Annotated in this window: 15 protein-coding genes; 6 read left to right on the top strand and 9 right to left on the bottom strand. The window is 72.0% G+C overall.

Annotation, left to right across the window (positions count from 1 at the left end; genetic code table 11):
• Positions 1–66 precede the first annotated feature (66 nt).
• Entirely contained in the window at positions 67–720 is a 654-nt protein-coding gene (locus tag NEH16_RS29845) for an NADPH-dependent F420 reductase (RefSeq protein ID WP_265546124.1), read from the bottom strand.
• Between the two features lie 77 nt (positions 721–797).
• Here NEH16_RS29845 and NEH16_RS29840 point away from each other — a divergent pair, with 77 nt between their 5' ends.
• The gene (locus NEH16_RS29840; protein WP_265546123.1) at positions 798–1,154 is read left to right on the top strand and encodes a winged helix-turn-helix transcriptional regulator; all 357 of its coding nucleotides are present in this window, start codon (positions 798–800) and stop codon (positions 1,152–1,154) included.
• A gap of 12 nt (positions 1,155–1,166) precedes the next feature.
• Here NEH16_RS29840 and NEH16_RS29835 read toward each other — a convergent pair whose 3' ends face one another.
• From NEH16_RS29835 to NEH16_RS29825, 3 genes are all read right to left on the bottom strand, one after another.
• Positions 1,167–1,961, bottom strand: coding sequence for an SDR family NAD(P)-dependent oxidoreductase (locus NEH16_RS29835; RefSeq protein WP_073969149.1), 795 nt, complete (start codon positions 1,959–1,961; stop codon positions 1,167–1,169).
• 36 nt (positions 1,962–1,997) lie between these two features.
• The gene (locus tag NEH16_RS29830) at positions 1,998–2,822 is read right to left on the bottom strand and encodes an aldo/keto reductase (RefSeq protein ID WP_265546121.1); all 825 of its coding nucleotides are present in this window, start codon (positions 2,820–2,822) and stop codon (positions 1,998–2,000) included.
• Positions 2,823–2,967: 145 nt separating this feature from the next.
• Complete coding sequence (locus tag NEH16_RS29825; RefSeq protein ID WP_265546119.1) at positions 2,968–3,747, bottom strand: NAD(P)H-dependent oxidoreductase; 780 nt, start codon at positions 3,745–3,747, stop codon at positions 2,968–2,970.
• Positions 3,748–3,891: 144 nt separating this feature from the next.
• On the opposite strand from NEH16_RS29825, the gene NEH16_RS29820 reads away from it, so the two are divergent.
• Positions 3,892–4,746: a helix-turn-helix transcriptional regulator gene (locus NEH16_RS29820; RefSeq protein ID WP_265546117.1), complete on the top strand. Its 855-nt coding sequence runs from the start codon at positions 3,892–3,894 to the stop codon at positions 4,744–4,746.
• On the opposite strand, the gene NEH16_RS29815 is transcribed toward NEH16_RS29820, so the two are convergent.
• Entirely contained in the window at positions 4,743–5,723 is a 981-nt protein-coding gene (locus tag NEH16_RS29815; protein ID WP_374215590.1) for an aldo/keto reductase, read from the bottom strand. The two genes, NEH16_RS29820 and NEH16_RS29815, sit on opposite strands and share 4 nt — an antisense overlap.
• 68 nt (positions 5,724–5,791) lie before the next feature.
• Here NEH16_RS29815 and NEH16_RS29810 point away from each other — a divergent pair, with 68 nt between their 5' ends.
• Both NEH16_RS29810 and NEH16_RS29805 read left to right on the top strand, forming a co-directional pair.
• The gene (locus tag NEH16_RS29810; RefSeq protein ID WP_265546114.1) at positions 5,792–6,592 is read left to right on the top strand and encodes a GNAT family N-acetyltransferase; all 801 of its coding nucleotides are present in this window, start codon (positions 5,792–5,794) and stop codon (positions 6,590–6,592) included.
• A gap of 156 nt (positions 6,593–6,748) precedes the next feature.
• The gene (locus NEH16_RS29805; protein WP_265546113.1) at positions 6,749–7,942 is read left to right on the top strand and encodes a hypothetical protein; all 1,194 of its coding nucleotides are present in this window, start codon (positions 6,749–6,751) and stop codon (positions 7,940–7,942) included.
• Between the two features lie 70 nt (positions 7,943–8,012).
• On the opposite strand, the gene NEH16_RS29800 is transcribed toward NEH16_RS29805, so the two are convergent.
• Positions 8,013–8,741 carry an esterase/lipase family protein gene (locus NEH16_RS29800; RefSeq protein ID WP_265546112.1) on the bottom strand — a complete coding sequence of 243 codons (729 nt, stop codon included), beginning with the start codon at positions 8,739–8,741 and terminating at the stop codon, positions 8,013–8,015.
• Between the two features lie 218 nt (positions 8,742–8,959).
• Here NEH16_RS29800 and NEH16_RS29795 point away from each other — a divergent pair, with 218 nt between their 5' ends.
• Positions 8,960–9,706: a DUF1838 family protein gene (locus NEH16_RS29795; protein ID WP_265546111.1), complete on the top strand. Its 747-nt coding sequence runs from the start codon at positions 8,960–8,962 to the stop codon at positions 9,704–9,706.
• A 16-nt stretch (positions 9,707–9,722) separates the two neighbouring features.
• On the opposite strand, the gene NEH16_RS29790 is transcribed toward NEH16_RS29795, so the two are convergent.
• Complete coding sequence (locus tag NEH16_RS29790) at positions 9,723–10,361, bottom strand: LysE family translocator (protein WP_265546110.1); 639 nt, start codon at positions 10,359–10,361, stop codon at positions 9,723–9,725.
• Between the two features lie 283 nt (positions 10,362–10,644).
• Here NEH16_RS29790 and NEH16_RS29785 point away from each other — a divergent pair, with 283 nt between their 5' ends.
• The gene (locus NEH16_RS29785; RefSeq protein WP_265547427.1) at positions 10,645–13,842 is read left to right on the top strand and encodes a TIM-barrel domain-containing protein; all 3,198 of its coding nucleotides are present in this window, start codon (positions 10,645–10,647) and stop codon (positions 13,840–13,842) included.
• Between the two features lie 18 nt (positions 13,843–13,860).
• Here the strand turns inward: NEH16_RS29785 and NEH16_RS29780 are convergent, their stop codons facing one another.
• The gene (locus NEH16_RS29780) at positions 13,861–15,072 is read right to left on the bottom strand and encodes a TerD family protein (RefSeq protein WP_265546108.1); all 1,212 of its coding nucleotides are present in this window, start codon (positions 15,070–15,072) and stop codon (positions 13,861–13,863) included.
• A 132-nt stretch (positions 15,073–15,204) separates the two neighbouring features.
• Positions 15,205–15,654, bottom strand: coding sequence for a spore-associated protein (locus NEH16_RS29775; RefSeq protein WP_073969138.1), 450 nt, complete (start codon positions 15,652–15,654; stop codon positions 15,205–15,207).
• Between the last annotated feature and the right edge of the window lie 61 nt (positions 15,655–15,715).

The following is a 15,715-nucleotide window of genomic DNA, read 5'->3' as shown; positions in this document are numbered from 1 at the left end:
TCTCCGAAGCTAGCGAAGCGCCATGGGCACGTCAACGATGCGGGGCAGGGCGAGGCTGGAGCCCTGTCACCCCCGCGCGGGGCCGGATGCGTACGCCAGCGGCGGTGCGATCGCCTGGGCGTCCGCTCCCTCACCGACCCACAGCCCGATGAACAGCGCCGCCGTCGCTTCCAGGAGCCCCGCGCGTTCCAGTCCGCCGCCCGGCACGGGTACGCAGCCCGTGTCCCGTACGAGTCGGCGTACGAGGTCGAGGGAGGGTCCGTCGTCCCCGCACACCGGTACGGCCAGCGGACGGCCGTCGAAGACGGGCGGACGCATGCGCCACACGTCCTCGTGGCAGAGGTTGAACGCCTTGACCACCTGGACCCCGGGCGCCGCTGCGGCCAGTTGCTCCGCCGCCGAGGCGCCACCGCCGGTCAGCAGCCGGAAGCCGGGGCCGACGGGGTTGGAGCAGTCGATCAGCGCCTTGCCCCGGAGCTGGGGTCCCAGGTCCCGCACCACCTCGGCACCGGCGCGGAAGGGCAGCGCGGCGAGCACCACGTCACCGAAGGCGGCGGCCTCGCGCAGCCCGTCGCCCTTCGCGCCGCCGCCGAGCCGTGCCGCGAGCCCTCGCGCCCGCTCCTTGTCGCGTCCGCCGACGACGACCTCGTGCCCCGCCCGCACCCAGTGGGTGGCGAGCGCGTCCGCCATGTTCCCCGCGCCCAGTACGCCGATCCTCATCACGCGTGTCCTTTCGCCGACGGCCCGTTCAGCCGTTCGCGTCGACGCTAGAACGCGGCTCGGGCACCATCTGGTACGTGACCACCGACGCCTTCCTCGCCGACTGCCGCGCCCGCCTCGCTTTCGACCTGCTCTCCCACACCTGGAACGCCGTGGTGCTCTGGTCCCTGCGCGACGGCCCCCGCCGCCCGGTCGGACTGCGTGAGCACATCGGGTCGATCAGCCCCAAGGTCCTCACCGAGACGCTGCGCCGCCTCCAGTTCAACGGGCTCGTGTCCCGGCAGGCGTACGCCGGTTCCCCGCCGCGCGTGGAGTACGCGCTCACCGATCTCGGGCGCACCCTGCTGGGGCCCATCGACACCATCGGGGCGTGGGCCTTCGAGCACGGCGACGAGGTGATGGCGGCGCAGGACGCCGGTGTGGACGAGCGGTAGCGGCAGGCGCGCTCAGGGCAGGATCGAGTCGACGTAGCCGCCGTCGACGCGGAGGGCGCCGCCCGTGGTGGCGGAGGCGTACGGCGAGGCGAGGTAGACGACCATGTGCGCGATCTCCTCGGGCTCGATGAGGCGTTGCAGCAGGGACTGGGGGCGGTGCTTGACCATGAACTCGTGCTGGGCCTCGTCCCAGGGGAGGTCGTCGCCGACGAGTTCGCGGACGAAGTCCTCGACGCCGCCGGTGTGGGTGGGGCCCGCGATGACGGAGTTGACCGTGACGCCGGTGCCGGCGGCGTCCTTGGCGAAGCCCCGGGAGACCGCGAGCAGCGAGGTCTTGGTCATGCCGTAGTGGATCATCTCGGCGGGGATGACCACGGCCGAGTCGCTGGCGATGTTGAGGACGCGCCCCCAGCCGTTGTCCTTCATGCCCGGCAGGTAGGCGCGGATGAGCCGGACGGCGGAGAGGACGTTGACCTCGAAGTAGCGGCGCCACTCGGCGTCCTCGATCTCCAGCGGGGCGGCGGAGCCGAAGACGCCGAGGCTGTTGACGAGGATGTCGACCGCCGGTGCGGCCTCCAGGACGGCCGCGGCGCCGTCCTCGGTCGCGAGGTCGCCCGCAGCGCCGGTGACCTGGTCGTTGCCGGAGGCGGTCCGTACGGCGTGGACGGCCTCGGCGACGCGTTCCTGGCCGCGGCCGTTCACGACGACGTGCGCCCCGGCGCGGGCCAGCCCGACGGCGATGGCCTCGCCGATGCCCTGGGTGGAGCCGGTCACCAGGGCGGTGCGGCCGGAGAGATCGATGTGCATGGCGGTCCTCCTCGCGCCGGGCAGGGCCCGCGCGGATCAGTTGAGGGTGTCGGGGTCCGGGCCGGTGCGCAGTCCCCGGTCGAGGTCGGCGAGGGCGGCCAGGTCGGCGTCGGTCAGGTCGAACCCGAAGACGTCGAGGTTCTGCCGGATGCGGGCGGGCGTGACGGACTTGGGGATCACGATGTTGCCCGTCCGCAGGTGCCAGCGCAGCACGACCTGGGCGGGCGTTACGCCGTTGGCCTGAGCGATGCGCGTGACCGCCTCGTCCTCCAGCACCGCGCCCTGCGCCAGCGGGCTCCACGCCTCGGTCGCGATGCCGTGCTCGGCGTGGAAGGCCCGCAGCTCCGCCTGCTGGAAGCCGGGGTGCAGCTCGACCTGGTTGACGGCGGGGACGGTGCCCGTGTGCTCCATGAGCCGCCGCAGGTGGGGGACCTGGAAGTTGGAGACGCCGATCGCGCGGGCGCGGCCGTCGGCGAGGATCTTCTCCAGCGCCTTGTACGTCTCCACGTACAGGTCCCGGGCGGGGGTGGGCCAGTGGATGAGGTAGAGGTCCACCTGGTCCAGGCCGAGCTTGTCCAGGGAGGCGTCGAAGGCGGCGAGCGCCTGGTCGTAACCCTGGTCGGCGTTCCACAGCTTGGTGGTGACGAAGAGTTCCTCGCGCGGGAGGCCGGAGTCGGCGATGGCCCGGCCGACACCGCGTTCGTTGCCGTAGACGGCGGCGGTGTCGATGCTGCGGTAGCCGGCCTCCAGGGCGTGTCCGACCGCGGTGGCGGTCTCCTCGTCGGGGACCTGGAAGACGCCGAAGCCGAGCTGGGGCATGCGCAGGCCGTTGTTGAGCGTGATGTGGGGCACGGAAGTCATGGGGGGTGGTCCTTTGCGTGTTCGTCGTACGCCGTGCGGCGAGCCGGGCCGGGCCGGCTCACCGCACATGCATGCAAGCGCGTCTTACTTGCATCGACAATACTTGCACACGCTTATTAATGCAATCGACGGCTTCCCGCGCCGGTCACTCCCCCACGTGCAGCCCGAAGCCCGTGCGGCCCGCCGGCTCCAGGCCCTCCTTGAGGTGCAGGGACGGGATCTCGTAGTCGCCGAAGTTCTGGCGGCGGTACGGGACCGGGGCGGTCGTTTCCAGGGTGAGCAGGCGCTCCTGCCAGGCCTTGGCCGCTTCCGGGTAGTCCGTGTCGGTCATCCGGTCGGTGCCGTACAGGACGAACGGCGGAAGCACCTCCAGCCCGGGGTAGTGGAGGATGCCGTGCTGGATCGGGAACAGCAGGTCGTCGATGGGTCCATTGATGCCCCGGGGCGCGTAGTGGGACTCCAGGCCGCCGACGGTCACCGAGAGCATCGCCCGGCGGCCCGCGAGGGTGCCCTCGCCGTAGCGCTCGCCGTACTTGGTGTCACTGTGCTCGCCGACGCCGTACGCGAAGTGGTACGTGAACACGCGGTCCACCCAGCCCTTGAGGATGGCCGGCATCGTGTACCACCACAGGGGGAACTGGAAGATGACGGTGTCCGCCCACAGCAGCTTCTCCTGTTCGGCGCGCACGTCCGGGGTGAGCGTGCCGGCGTCGAAGGCGCGGCCGGAGTCGCGGGCCGGCTTGAGCGGGTCCGAGGCGTCGGGCCCGTAGTCCGCCGCGTCGACGGTGGTCTTCCAGTTCATCGTGTACAGGTCGCTCACCCGCACCTCGTGCCCGGCCGCCTCCAGGGTCGAGACGGCGAGGTCCTTGAGCGAGCCGTTGAGGGACTTCGGCTCGGGGTGGGCGTGGACGATGAGCGTCTTCATGGGGATCGCACTCCTTCGGATCGGATGGGTTCGATCCTGGACGCCGGGGCGCCCGTTGTTCAGGGGCGCCGCTTCCGTCGGACCGGGCTTCCTGGTACCGGCAGGGCCACCCTCGCGCGGGCCGGGCGCGGCCATACTGGGGGCATGGACGATCTCGCGGGATTCCTGCGGACCCGGCGCGCCCGGGTCGACCCGGCCTCGGCCGGCATCTCCGCCGACAGCCGCCGCCGGGTCGACGGGCTGCGCCGCGAAGAGGTCGCGCACCTGTCCGGGGTGAGCGTCGACTACTACGTGCGCCTCGAACAGGGCCGGGCGACCCAGCCGTCGGAGCAGGTCCTCGACGCGCTCGCCCGCGTCCTCGGCCTGGACGAGACCGAGCGCGAGCACCTCGACCGGCTCGCCCGGCAGCCGCGCCGGCGCGCGAAGACGCCCGGCGGGCGGGTGCGGCCGGAGCTGCTGCGCGTGCTCGACCTGGTCACCGACGCGCCCGCGCTGCTCATGGACCACCGCATGGACGTCCTCGCGGGCAACCGCCTGGCCCGGCTGCTGTACGGCCGGCCGCTGCCGGGGATGAACACCGCCCGGCACCTCTTCCTGGAGGAGACCGAGCGGGGCCTTTACGCGGAGTGGGAGCAGTGCACCCTGGACGCGGTCGGCCACCTGCGGCTGGCCGCCGGCAAGTATCCGGACGACGCGCGGCTGGCCTCGCTCATCGGGGAGCTGTCGATGGGCAGCGACCGTTTCCGCCGGCTGTGGGCCCGCGCGGACGTGCGCGCCCGTACGCACGGGCGCAAGGTCTACCGGCACCCGCTCGTCGGCCTGTTGGAGCTGCACCAGGAGAACTTCTCGCTGGCGGACGCTCCGGGCCGGGAGATGATCGTACTGTCGGCGGCGCCCGGCAGCCCCGCCGAGGACGGGCTGCGGCTGCTGGACGGGCTGGGGGCGGAGGGCGACGGCGCTCCCGACCGGCCCCGCGTCCCCGAGGAACGCCCCCGCTAGCGCGCCGCGTCGAAGCGGGCCAGGTGGTCGCCGGTGAGCCGGACGTCCCGGGCGGCGAGTGCTTCCTCGACGTGCTGTACGCGGCTCACGCCGACGATCGGGGCGATGCCCTGGCGCAGCAGCCACGCCAGGACGACCTGGTTCTTCGTCGCGGAGACCTCACCGGCGACCTCGTCCAGGACCGCGAGCACCCTGGCGGTGCCGGGGTGGTCGTACGTGTCGGGAAACGGCTTCTCCGGGCGCGTGTAGGAGCCCCACAGCAGGGAGCTGTACGCCCACACCTCCAGCCCTTCCGCCTCGGCGAGGTCCAGGTCCTCGGGGGTGAGGTGGCGGTGGCCGCCCTCCGCGAGCGGGGTGAGCGGGCGCGGCTGGACGAGGGAGTGGCGCAGTTGCAGGGCGGTCCACGGCTCCGCGCCCTGCTCGCGGGCGAGGGACCGGGCGCGTTCGACGCGCCAGGCGGTGTGGTTCGCGGCGCCGACGCGCGACGCCACGCCCTTGGTGACCAGTTCACCGAAGGCCCCGACCGTCTCCTCCAAGGGGACGGTGCGGTCCTCGGCGTGGGCCCAGAGCAGGTCGACGTGGTCGACGCCGAGGCGTTCCAGGCTCTCCGCCATGCCCGCGTGGACGGCGCGGGCGGAGAGACCTTCGGCGCTCTCGGGCCAGGAGTGCGGGACGAGCGGGTTCTGCCGGACCTTCGTCGCGATGCGTACGGCGTCGCGGGCGCCGGGACGGGCCGCCAGCCAGGCGCCGATGACCCGCTCGCTGGCGCCGCCGACGCCGCTCGGATCGGCCCAGAAGGAGTAGCAGTTGGCGGTGTCGAGCCAGTCGCCGCCGCCGTCGACGAAGGCGTCCAGGATGGCGAAGGAGGTGTCGGGGTCGACCTGGGTGCCGAAGCCCATGGTGCCCAGAACGATCCGGGGGTTCGCGTCGTTGAGGTGGGTGGCGTGCGCGTCGGCGCGGTTCGTGTTCGCGTTCATGTCCGTCATGCTCGGCGTTGAAGTGCGCTCCATGGCAAGCCCGTTCTTCGAAACCTTCAGGAGTTGTGGTGGCGTATCTCGCGGAGTCGGTCGAATCGATGGAACAACTCACCGTGGGCTGGCGGACCATGGTGCTCGACCGGGACGCCGGCGCGGATGTACGGGACCTGCCGGGGATCGCCGTGCGCTGGGCCGACTGCGGTTTCGCGTTCTGGAACTGCGTCACCCTGACCGACGTCGGCGCGGACGCGGCGCTCAGCGCCCGGCGGTTGGGCGAGGCGGCGGAGATCATGCGGGCGAAGAGCCGGCCCGGCTTCCTCTGGGTCTTCGAGGGGCTGCTCGACGCGGGGGCGCGCGCCTCGCTGGACACGGCGGCCGAGCGCGCAGGGCTTGCGTACGCCTTCCCCGGCACGGGCATGGCGGGCGACCTGTTCCCGCTGCCCGAACCGGCCCACCCTGAGCTGGAGTTCGTACGGGTGAGCGAGGACGAGCATCTGTTGGCGTACGCGGACCTCAACTCGCGCGCGTACGGCTTCCCCCTGGAAGCGGGCCGCGACGGGCTCGCGGGGTCCGCGCTGTGGAAGAGCGGGGTGCACGCCTATCTGGGGTTGCGGGAGGGGGTGCCGGTGACGTGTGCCGCGACGGTGGAGGCGGCGGGCCGGCTCTTCGTCGTGCTGGTCGCCACCGATCCGGCGTGGGAGCGCCGGGGGTACGGGGAGGCGGTGACGCGCAAGGCGCTGTACGAGGGGGCCCGCGCCACCGGGCTGACCCGGGCCACCCTGCACGCGACGGCGGCGGGCGCCCCGGTGTATCCCCGGATCGGCTTCACCCCGAATTCGGCCATGCGCTTCTACGGGTTGCGCGAGTGAGCGGGAGGCGGCCGACGCTGTCACAGAACCATGACACACGGGGTCACAACCCGGGGCCGGGGTGGCCTGTCCAACTGTGTGAGACGACGGGCTGATCCACCTGTCGTCGGCGGGACGCGGCAACCGGCCGCGCCGCCCACATGCCCTGGGGGAACCTTGAACACCGTTGCGCGCAGCCTGCGTTCGTCCGCCGTCGCCTCGGCCGCCGGCCTGCTGCTGACCCTCACCGGAGCCGCCCTGGCCCCGGTCGCCCTGGCCGACACCGGCGTCCCCGGGCTCTCCGTGGGGACGGAGGCGCCCGCGGAGATCGGCCTCGGCGGTCTGCCGGTCGCCTTCACCACCACGGTGTCCAACACCGGCCCGACCGACACCTCGTCGGCGCGCCTCATCTACCGCGTCGACGGCGGCAACGGCCTGCCGGAGCACGCCCTGAGCCTGGAGTACCGGCTCGACGGGACGGCCTGGAAGTCCGTGCCGCTGGAGATCGTCGAAGGCACCGTGTACGGCGGTGAGCTGCCCGAGCAGTTCGCGCTGGCCGCCGGTGAGTCGCGGACCGTGCAGCTGCGGCTCGGGCTTCCCATGGGCACGCCGCACAACGGCGCCAGCAACGGCGGCACCGACCGTCTGAAGCTGACGACGATGGTCTCCTACGGTGCCTCGGGTGCGGCCACCGACACCGATGTGGACGACGTCGCGGTCGACGGGCTGGACACCCACCTGTCGGGGGTTCCCGCCACCGCCGTGGCGGGCGGGCCGGGGGTCACCTTCACCGCCACGGTCGACAACCCGACGCCGTCCGCGTACGAGAACGTGAGCGATGTGCTCATGACGAGCCGCGACGCCTCCGTCCAGGTGCTGCGCTCGGGGAAGTGGACCACGCTGAAGCCGATCACCGACAGCGCCGAACCCGATGTGTACGGCTTCAACGTCATCGGCCCGGACGTGTCCCTCACCGCACACGGCAGCACATCCACGCAGGTCCGTGTGACCTACCGCAAGGACACGCCGGCCGGGAAGACCACCCTGAATCCGTGCGCGATCGTCAACGAGGGGCCGGGCACCTTCCGGGGCACGACGAGCTGCGGCAAGGGGGCCACGGTCACCGTGAAGAAGGCGGCGGCCACCACCGGCACCCCGTCCCCCTCCCCCTCCGCCACCGCGGGCGCGTCGTCCTCCCCCGCCGCGACGGGGACCGGCACCACCTCCACCTCGTCCGGCATGACCGCGCAGCTGGCCGAGACCGGGAGCGGTGGCCTCTCGGCGACGGCGGCGGGTGCGGCGGGCCTCGTCGCGGCCGGGGCGGGCGCCCTGGGCTTCACCGCGGTGCGCCGCCGGCGCGGCCGGGCCTGAGCGGACGGCGGAAGGGCCCGGTCCCCGGCGGGAACGCACGAGGGACCGGACCCTTCCGGGTCAGGCGGGGTCAGGAGGCGATGAACCGCGCGACCTGGCCGAGGACGACCGTGTCGGCCAGGTATCCGATATGGGTCTGGCAGAGCACGTTGTTGTTCGTCGCCCCGCTCAGGCGGGTGCTGGTGTACGGGAGGATGACGCCGTCGCACGCCGAGTACCAGGTGGCGTACTTCGTGTCGCCGGGGGTCTCGTCACCGGAGGTGATCTCCGAGATGAACGAGGAGCCCGGGTACATCTGCCGGCAGGTGGTGTAGATGAGGCAGGCGCCCGCGGCCGTGGTGCCGTGGTTGGCGCCGGCGATGGACGCGAGGTGACTGACGCTGGTGTTGCCGCCGAGCACCTTCAGGTAGTACTGGCTGACCAGACCGCCCATGGAGTGGTTGACGATCGCGACCTTGCTCGCCCCGGTCCGGGACTTCACGTTGCTGACGAAGGCGGCCAGGCCCTGGGCGTTGGTGATGTTGTCGCCGTAGGAGTCGTACTCGTACGCGAACAGGTTCGCGCTCGACCAGCCGTTGAGGCGGAAGACGCTCATGGCGGTGGTCCAGTTGGAGGCGCTGCCGGTGTAGCCGTGGACGAAGACGACCGGGGTGCCGGTCGACAGGGGCCGCACCGCGGCCGCCCGGGCCGGGGCGGGCGTCTCGGCGGCACCGGCCGCGGACGCCGGGGAGAACAGGGCGAACACGACCGTGACGGCCGCGAGGGCACCGAGGAGCCGGCGAGGTGAACGACGAGGCATGGGGCACTCCTGAGGGGAACGCGGGGATGGGGTTGCCTGCCCGCACAAGGTGCCGGGCACGGGGTACCCACGCCATCGGCTGATTCACCGGTCTTCGCGACCCGCCGACGGGTGCTCCGTGGCCGCCGGGGCCCGGAGAGCGGCGGTTTTCAGCCGTTCGGACCCCCGAAGCGGTGTTACGCCCCCGGGCTGCACGGCGCTCGCGCAGAGTGCTGCGTATGACCACACCCGCTGAGCTGCTCCGCCTCCTCGCCCGCACCCGGGCCTCCCTCGACGGGGAGGAGGTCACGTACTGGTGGTCGGGTGATGTGTACTCCTGGGCTCCCGACCAGCCCTACCAGCGCCTCTTCGGCTTCGAGGGGGTCAATGTGGCCCGCCTCGTCCAGGACGCCGGAGCCGGGCCGGATGCCTTCCAACTGCTCACCCGCGAGGCCGCGTTCTACCTCGATCCGCTCACCCGGGAGATCCTGGAGACCTGGCAGGACCTGCCGGTGGTGCACGTCTGGAACGACCCGGCCAACCAGAAGTGGCGGCCCTTCCCGGTGCCCATGACGGAGCTGGGCGCACAGGTGTGCTTCAGCCTGGAGATCCCGCTGGCCTATCCGTCCCCGCTGCCCGTCGCGCAGTACCCCGTGCACTCGTCCGGCGACACGTACCGGGCGCTCGAACTCTTCCAGTTCTTCGCCGACCGGGCGGACCTGGCCGGTGACGCGCCGAGCGTGCCCGCCACCATGTCGTGGACACGGATGTCCCCGTGGCTGCCGTGGATGGCCCGGGGCCAGGCACCGGGCGGCCTGGCGTTCCACTGCCGGGGCCGGAAGCTCGGCTCGTACGCGGAGGTGCCCGAGCGCACCCGCGCCTACATCGCCGACCGGCACCCGGAGTTCGCGCACGCGCCGGAGCGGTGGAGCGAGCCGAACGAGACCAGTTGGACGTACTTCCGCAAGCTCAACCCCCCGGCGTAGAGGGGCGCGGGCAGGCTCAGTCCTTGTGCCCCGTGGCGGCGACGGTGACGCCGAGCCCGATCATGGTGAGCCCGCCGACGCCTCCGACCAGCGACATCCGCCGGGGCGAGCGGGCGAACCAGTCGCGCCCCGTCGCCGCCGCCAGCCCCCAGACGCTGTCGCAGGTCAGCGCGATCAGGTTGAACACCAGCCCGAGTTCCAGCATCTGGACCATGACGTGCCCGTGCTCGCGGTCCACGAACTGCGGCAGCACGGCCGCGAAGAACACGATGGTCTTCGGATTCGCCACCCCCACGGCGAAACCCTCCCACAGGGTGCGCAGGCTCCCCCGCGCCTGCCCGTCGGCGTCGAACACCGCCTGCAACGAGCCGCGTTGACGCCACGCCTTGATCCCGAGGTACACGAGGTAGGCGGCACCCGCCAGCTTCAGAGCGGTGAAGACGAGGACGGAGCGCTCCACGACCGCCCCGAGACCGAGCGCGACGGCCACGATGAGCACGTACGCGCCCAGCGTGTTGCCCACGACCGTGGTCAGCGCCGCGCGGCGGCCCTGCGCGAGGGCGCGTCCGATCACGAACAGCACGCTGGGGCCGGGGATCACGATCAGCAGGAACGACATGGCCGCGAAGGCCAGCACACGGTCAGAGGACACCATGCGGCCATGTAAGCACGCACCGCTCCCGCCCCACAGCCGAATTCCGGGCGGCCCGCGCATCGGCGGCAACTCACCTCCGACGCCCGCCTTATGGACACCGCGCCATGGGCGTGCTCTCATGCCACTTGCACTTTTCCAACGATGCACAACGAGCGGTGCGGTGCGGACGGGCCGACCGGTCGGCGTGAGAACGGAGTCGCACATGAAACCTCCATCCGCGAGGCGGCGCAGAGGGCTGCGGCGGTGGATCGGTGGAGCCGCCGTCCTCGGGACCGCCGCGGCCATGACGGTGACGGGCACTGCGGGTCCGGCGGCGGCCGGCGGTCCGCACAGCCACCGCGTCCCGACGGTCACCTCGGGCGACGCCCGGTTCCAGGTCCTGTCGCCCACACTGATCCGGACCGAGTACGCGGGTGACGGGGCGTTCACCGACGAGGCGACGTTCAACGCCATCGGCCGCGGCTCGTTCGCCCCGGCGGCGTACACCGCGAAGACGGCGGACGGCTGGCTCACCCTCAGGACGAGCGCGGTGACGCTGCGGTACAAGGTCGGTTCCGGGCCGTTCGACGCGAGCAACCTGTCGGTCCGGCTCAACGCCGGCGACTCCCCCGTGACCGCCAGCCCCTGGCACCGCATCACCTGCGCGCCCGGTGCGCTGTGCGAGGCGGAGAACCTGCGGGCCGGCGGGGTCTCCGTGGCGTCCGACCACGACGGCTACACCGGGTCCGGGTTCGCCGCCGGCTTCGAGAGCACCGGCGCTTCCCTGTCCTCTGACATCGATGTCAAGGCGGCGGGCTCCTATCGGTTCGCCGTGCGGTACGCCAATGCGCGCGGCGGCGACGGCAAGAGCGAGCCGCGCACCCTCACCCTGTCGGTGGACGGCGGGGACGAGCAGCGGGTGACGCTGCCGCCGACGGCGGACTGGGACACCTGGGACACCGTCTACACCGATGTCCGGCTGGGTGCCGGGCACCACTCGGTCGGCCTGACCCGGGGCGCCGCGGACTCCGGCAGCGTGAACGTGGACAGCGTGGCGCTGCTGGGCGGGGGCGAGGCGTTCCCGCCGGTGTCCAGTACGGCGATCGCCGACTGCCGGTTCGGGGTCAGCTGTGAGGCGGAGGCCGGGCGCGTCATCGGTTCGGCGGCCGCCGCCACCGATCACACGGGCTTCGCCGGGACCGGCTTCGTCGCGGAACTCAACCGGGGTTCCTCGCTGACCACGCATGTGGTGGAGGTCCCCGCGGCCGGCACGTACAGCCTGCGCGTCCGCTACGCCAACGGCCCGGGTGGCGACGGCCGGCACGAGACGCGCACCGCCGCCGTGTCGGCGGGCGGCGCCACCGGCACCCTGTCGTTCCCCGCGACGGACGACTGGGACACCTGGTCCACGGCCACCCTGCCCGTCCACCTGGAGGCGGGCGCCAACGACGTGACGCTCGCCTGCCCGGACGCGGGGAGCTGCCATGTGAACGCGGACACCGTGTCCGTCGCCGCGACCGGCGATCCGGCCCCGCAGCCGCACCTGGCCCTCGGCGGCTACCGGCGCGGCCTCGACGGCGTCACCGGCGACGGCGCGGCCCCCGTCACCACGCCCGGCCTGCTCAACCAGGACGGCTGGTACCTCCTGGACGACACCCCGTCCGCGCTCTACGACTCCGCCACCCGCAAGGTCACCCAGCGCTCCGGGCACGGCGGCGCCCCGTACCAGGACGGCTACCTCTTCGGCTACGGCCACGACTACAAACAGGGCCTCGGCGACCTGGCGACCCTCACCGGGCCGCCCGCGCTGCTGCCCTCCTGGGCGTACGGGGTCTGGTACTCGGAGTACATCGACCGCACGGACGCGGACTACCGCAACACGATCCTGCCGAAGTTCCGTTCCGAGGGCGTGCCGCTGGACGTGCTGGTGACGGACACCGACTACAAGGCCGTCAACGCGTGGAGCGGCTGGGAGATCGACACCGCCAAGTTCCCCGATCCGAAGGGGTTCTTCGACTGGTCGGAGTCCCAGGGCCTGCACAACACGCTCAACGTGCACCCCAGCATCCTCGCCGCCGACCCGCAGTTCGCCCAGGCGCAGAAGACCGCCAAGGGCAAGCTGGAGAAGGGGAGTTGCGGCGGTGGCGCAGGGCCCGACTGCTACGTCTTCGACTTCGGCGACCCCGATCAGTTGCAGGCGTACATGGATCTGCACCGGACCATGGACGAGCAGGGCAACGACTTCTGGTGGCTGGACTGGTGCTGCGACTCGGCCCAGTCGTCGCTGCCCGGTGTGACCCCGGACGCGTGGATCAACCAGCAGTACGCGGACACCACCGGCCGGCACCTCGACCGGCCGTTCGTCCTCTCGCGCGCCTACGGTTCGCTCCAGGCCGCCGGATACAGCGGCCAGCAGTCGGTGCCCACCGGCCCGTGGGCCGACAAGCGCACCACGGTCCACTTCACCGGTGACACGTCGTCCACCTGGGGCACGCTGAAGTTCGAGGTGGGGTACACCCCGGCCGAGTCGGCGGCGACCGGGATGGCCAACGTCACGCACGACATCGGCGGCCACAACGACACGACGGGCCTGAAGGGCTCGGAGACGTACACCGACGGCGGCGGCACGCACACGACGACGAAGCTGCCCGACGACCTGTACGCGCGCTGGGTGCAGTTCGGCACCTTCCAGCCCGTGGACCGGCTGCACAGCAACCACAGCGACCGGCTGCCCTGGCAGTACGGCCCCGAGGCGTCGGCGTCCGCGAGCAAGTTCCTCAACCTCCGGGAGAAGCTGCTGCCCTACACCTACACGCTCGCCGAGGAGGCCAACCGGACCGGTGTGCCGATCGTCCGGCCGATGTATCTGGAGTACCCGGAGGAGCGGCAGGCGTACGAGACGGCCGGCAGCGAGTACTTCTACGGCTCCGACATGCTGGTCGCCCCGGTCACCACGCCCGGCGCCTCCGCGAAGACGTCGGTGTGGTTCCCGCCGGGGCGGTGGACGGACTACTTCACCGGCAGGACGTACGAGGGCGGCACCACGCAGGACGTCACGACGACGCTGGACACCATGCCGGTGTTCGTCAGGGCGGGCGCGGTCGTCCCGAGCCGCACGCATGACGTCGCCCACGACGGGGCGTCCGGCGCGGACGACCTCACGCTCACGATCGCCCCGGGCGGTTCCGGTTCGTTCAGCCTGTACGAGGACGACGGGGGCGCCGCGGGCAAGGCCCGGAGCGCCACCACGAAGATCTCCTACCAGGAGTCCGGCGGACGCCACACGGTGTCCATCGCCCCGGCGAAGGGGTCCTTCCGGGGCCAGCCGAAGGCCCGCACCTGGACCCTGTCGGTCAAGGCGGACCACGCGCCCCGGCAGGTCACCGCGAGCGGGGCCCACCTGCCCGCTCAGGCGTACAAGTGGAACGCGGCCTCCAGGACCCTGGACATCACCCTGCCGCGGCGCAACGTCCACGCGCCGGTCACCGTCACGTACTGGTAGCAACGGCCCGGCAGTCGGTCAGTCCTTGCTGGCCGACTGCCAGGACAGGCCCCAGTCGTAGGCGAGGTCGACGGCCTGCTGCTTGAAGACGCCCGGCGGGAGGATGATGTACTTCGCCTCCCGCCGGACGATGAGTTCGCCGTCGATGTTCTCGATGAGGGCGATCGCCGCCACGGGCGCGGGGACGGTGCACTCGTCCAGTTGCACCTCGATCGGCGGTCCGGCGGGCGGGTAGAGGGTGGCCACGCCGTGCAGCCCGGCGAAGCTGGACGCGCCGGAGTAGACGGCCACGAAGACCAGGAGGCGCTTGATCTCGGAGGTGTGGTCGAGGTTGATCGTGAGGTTCTCGCCCTCGTCGCTGCCTCCGGTCCGGTCGTCGTGGTCCAGCTGGACGTAGGGCGGCTCGTGGTACGAGCCGAACTGGTTGTTGATGGGGTGGACGATCCCGCTGGCCCCGTTCCGCAGCTCCCACAGGCAGGAGAGGTCGAGGTCGACGTCTTCGAGGCGGACGGCGTCGCGGCCCTTGTTCATCCAGCCGCGCGGCGGTGTGCGGGCGCTCCAGGAGAGATTGACGCGCATGGCGCCGGAGGTCGCTCCCTGCTTGGTGAGGGAGACCGAGGGCGCGGTCTTGGTCAGCGTGATCTTCGTCAGCCGTACCTGCGGCGGAACGGGCGCGATGACCGGCGCCGGGGGTGCGGGGGCCGCCGGCTCGTCCACGGTGATGCCGAAGTCGGTGGCGAGCCCGGCCAGGCCGGAGGCGTAACCCTGGCCGACGGCGCGGAACTTCCACGCGCCGTTGCGCCGGTACAGCTCCCCGAGCACGAACGCGGTCTCCGTGGTGGCGTCCACGGGGTCGAACCGGGCCGTCTCGGCGCCGGTCGCCGCGTCCAGCACCCGGATGTAGAGGCCGGACACCCTGCCGAATGTGCCGTCCGTGGAGGCCGCGAGGACCACGGTCGCGATGTCCTGCTCCACCGACGCGAGGGACACCTGGACCGTCTCGACCACCCCGGCTCCGTCCTGCCGCCGGCCCTCGTGGCGCACGGCGCCGCGCGGGTGGACGGGCTGGTTGTAGAAGACGAAGTCGTCGTCCGAGCGGACCCTCCCGCCCGCCGTGAGCAGCAGCGCCGACGCGTCGACATCGGGTGCGCCGGGTCCGGTGCGCCAGCCGAGCTCCACCCGTACGACCGGACTCGCGACCGGTGTGTTGGCACCCTTGCGCAACGACATGTGGCTCCCCCTCAGCAGTCCGTCCGTCCCGGGCAGCGTACGGAATGCGGGAGGGCCGCCACATGTGAAGCGGGGAATTGGGCGGGCCCGCCCCCGCCGGGATGCGGAGGCGGGCCCGGTGAGCGGCGCGGATCAGCGGACCTGGAGGCTCCGCTGCTCCTTGAACGAGGCGCAGTTGGAGTTCTCCACGGACACGTACACGTTGGCGATGTGGCCGCCCCAGCTGACGCAGTGGCCCTTGCCGTAGACGTAGGCCGGACCGGCGTACGACGTGTAGCTCCCGTAGTCGCTCGCCGACGCGTCGGTGTCGGGGACGTAGAGGTACGCCGACATGTCCTTCGCGGCGCCGGGCGTGGACCGGATGGTCACCACACAGTTCTTGCCGTTCGAGGCGTTGTACGTCAGGTAGACCGTGCCGAGGGAGCCCACGGCGGCGGAGTTGACGGTCTTGTACGCGCTGCCGCAGACCTTCTGCGGGGTGGTGTTGGGCGCGGCCGACGCGGTCGGGCCGAAGGCGGCCGTCGCGCCCACCACGAGGGTGGTCAGGGCCCCGGCGGTGGCGAGAGTACGGATGTTTCGCATATTTCCCCCTTGTAGCTTCGGGAGTGTTTTGCTCCCACTTGTTGGGACCTCCCAGGGGCAC

It is taken from the genome of Streptomyces drozdowiczii (genome assembly GCF_026167665.1).
GTDB lineage: Bacteria > Actinomycetota > Actinomycetes > Streptomycetales > Streptomycetaceae > Streptomyces > Streptomyces drozdowiczii_A.
The sequence above is the reverse complement of the archived record's forward strand: the minus strand, read 5'-3'. Positions and strand labels throughout refer to the sequence as shown.

Excerpts from the sequence above, each read along its gene's own strand:
- NEH16_RS29845 (WP_265546124.1), bottom strand. The coding sequence starts at position 720 with ATGAGGATCGGCGTACTGGGCGCGGGGAACATGGCGGACGCGCTCGCC.
- NEH16_RS29835 (WP_073969149.1), bottom strand. The coding sequence starts at position 1,961 with ATGCACATCGATCTCTCCGGCCGCACCGCCCTGGTGACCGGCTCCACC.
- NEH16_RS29830 (WP_265546121.1), bottom strand. The coding sequence starts at position 2,822 with ATGACTTCCGTGCCCCACATCACGCTCAACAACGGCCTGCGCATGCCC.
- NEH16_RS29825 (WP_265546119.1), bottom strand. The coding sequence starts at position 3,747 with ATGAAGACGCTCATCGTCCACGCCCACCCCGAGCCGAAGTCCCTCAAC.
- NEH16_RS29820 (WP_265546117.1), top strand. The coding sequence starts at position 3,892 with ATGGACGATCTCGCGGGATTCCTGCGGACCCGGCGCGCCCGGGTCGAC.
- NEH16_RS29815 (WP_374215590.1), bottom strand. The coding sequence starts at position 5,723 with ATGAACGCGAACACGAACCGCGCCGACGCGCACGCCACCCACCTCAAC.
- NEH16_RS29800 (WP_265546112.1), bottom strand. The coding sequence starts at position 8,741 with ATGCCTCGTCGTTCACCTCGCCGGCTCCTCGGTGCCCTCGCGGCCGTC.
- NEH16_RS29795 (WP_265546111.1), top strand. The coding sequence starts at position 8,960 with ATGACCACACCCGCTGAGCTGCTCCGCCTCCTCGCCCGCACCCGGGCC.
- NEH16_RS29790 (WP_265546110.1), bottom strand. The coding sequence starts at position 10,361 with ATGGTGTCCTCTGACCGTGTGCTGGCCTTCGCGGCCATGTCGTTCCTG.
- NEH16_RS29785 (WP_265547427.1), top strand. The coding sequence starts at position 10,645 with ATGACGGTGACGGGCACTGCGGGTCCGGCGGCGGCCGGCGGTCCGCAC.
- NEH16_RS29780 (WP_265546108.1), bottom strand. The coding sequence starts at position 15,072 with ATGTCGTTGCGCAAGGGTGCCAACACACCGGTCGCGAGTCCGGTCGTA.
- NEH16_RS29775 (WP_073969138.1), bottom strand. The coding sequence starts at position 15,654 with ATGCGAAACATCCGTACTCTCGCCACCGCCGGGGCCCTGACCACCCTC.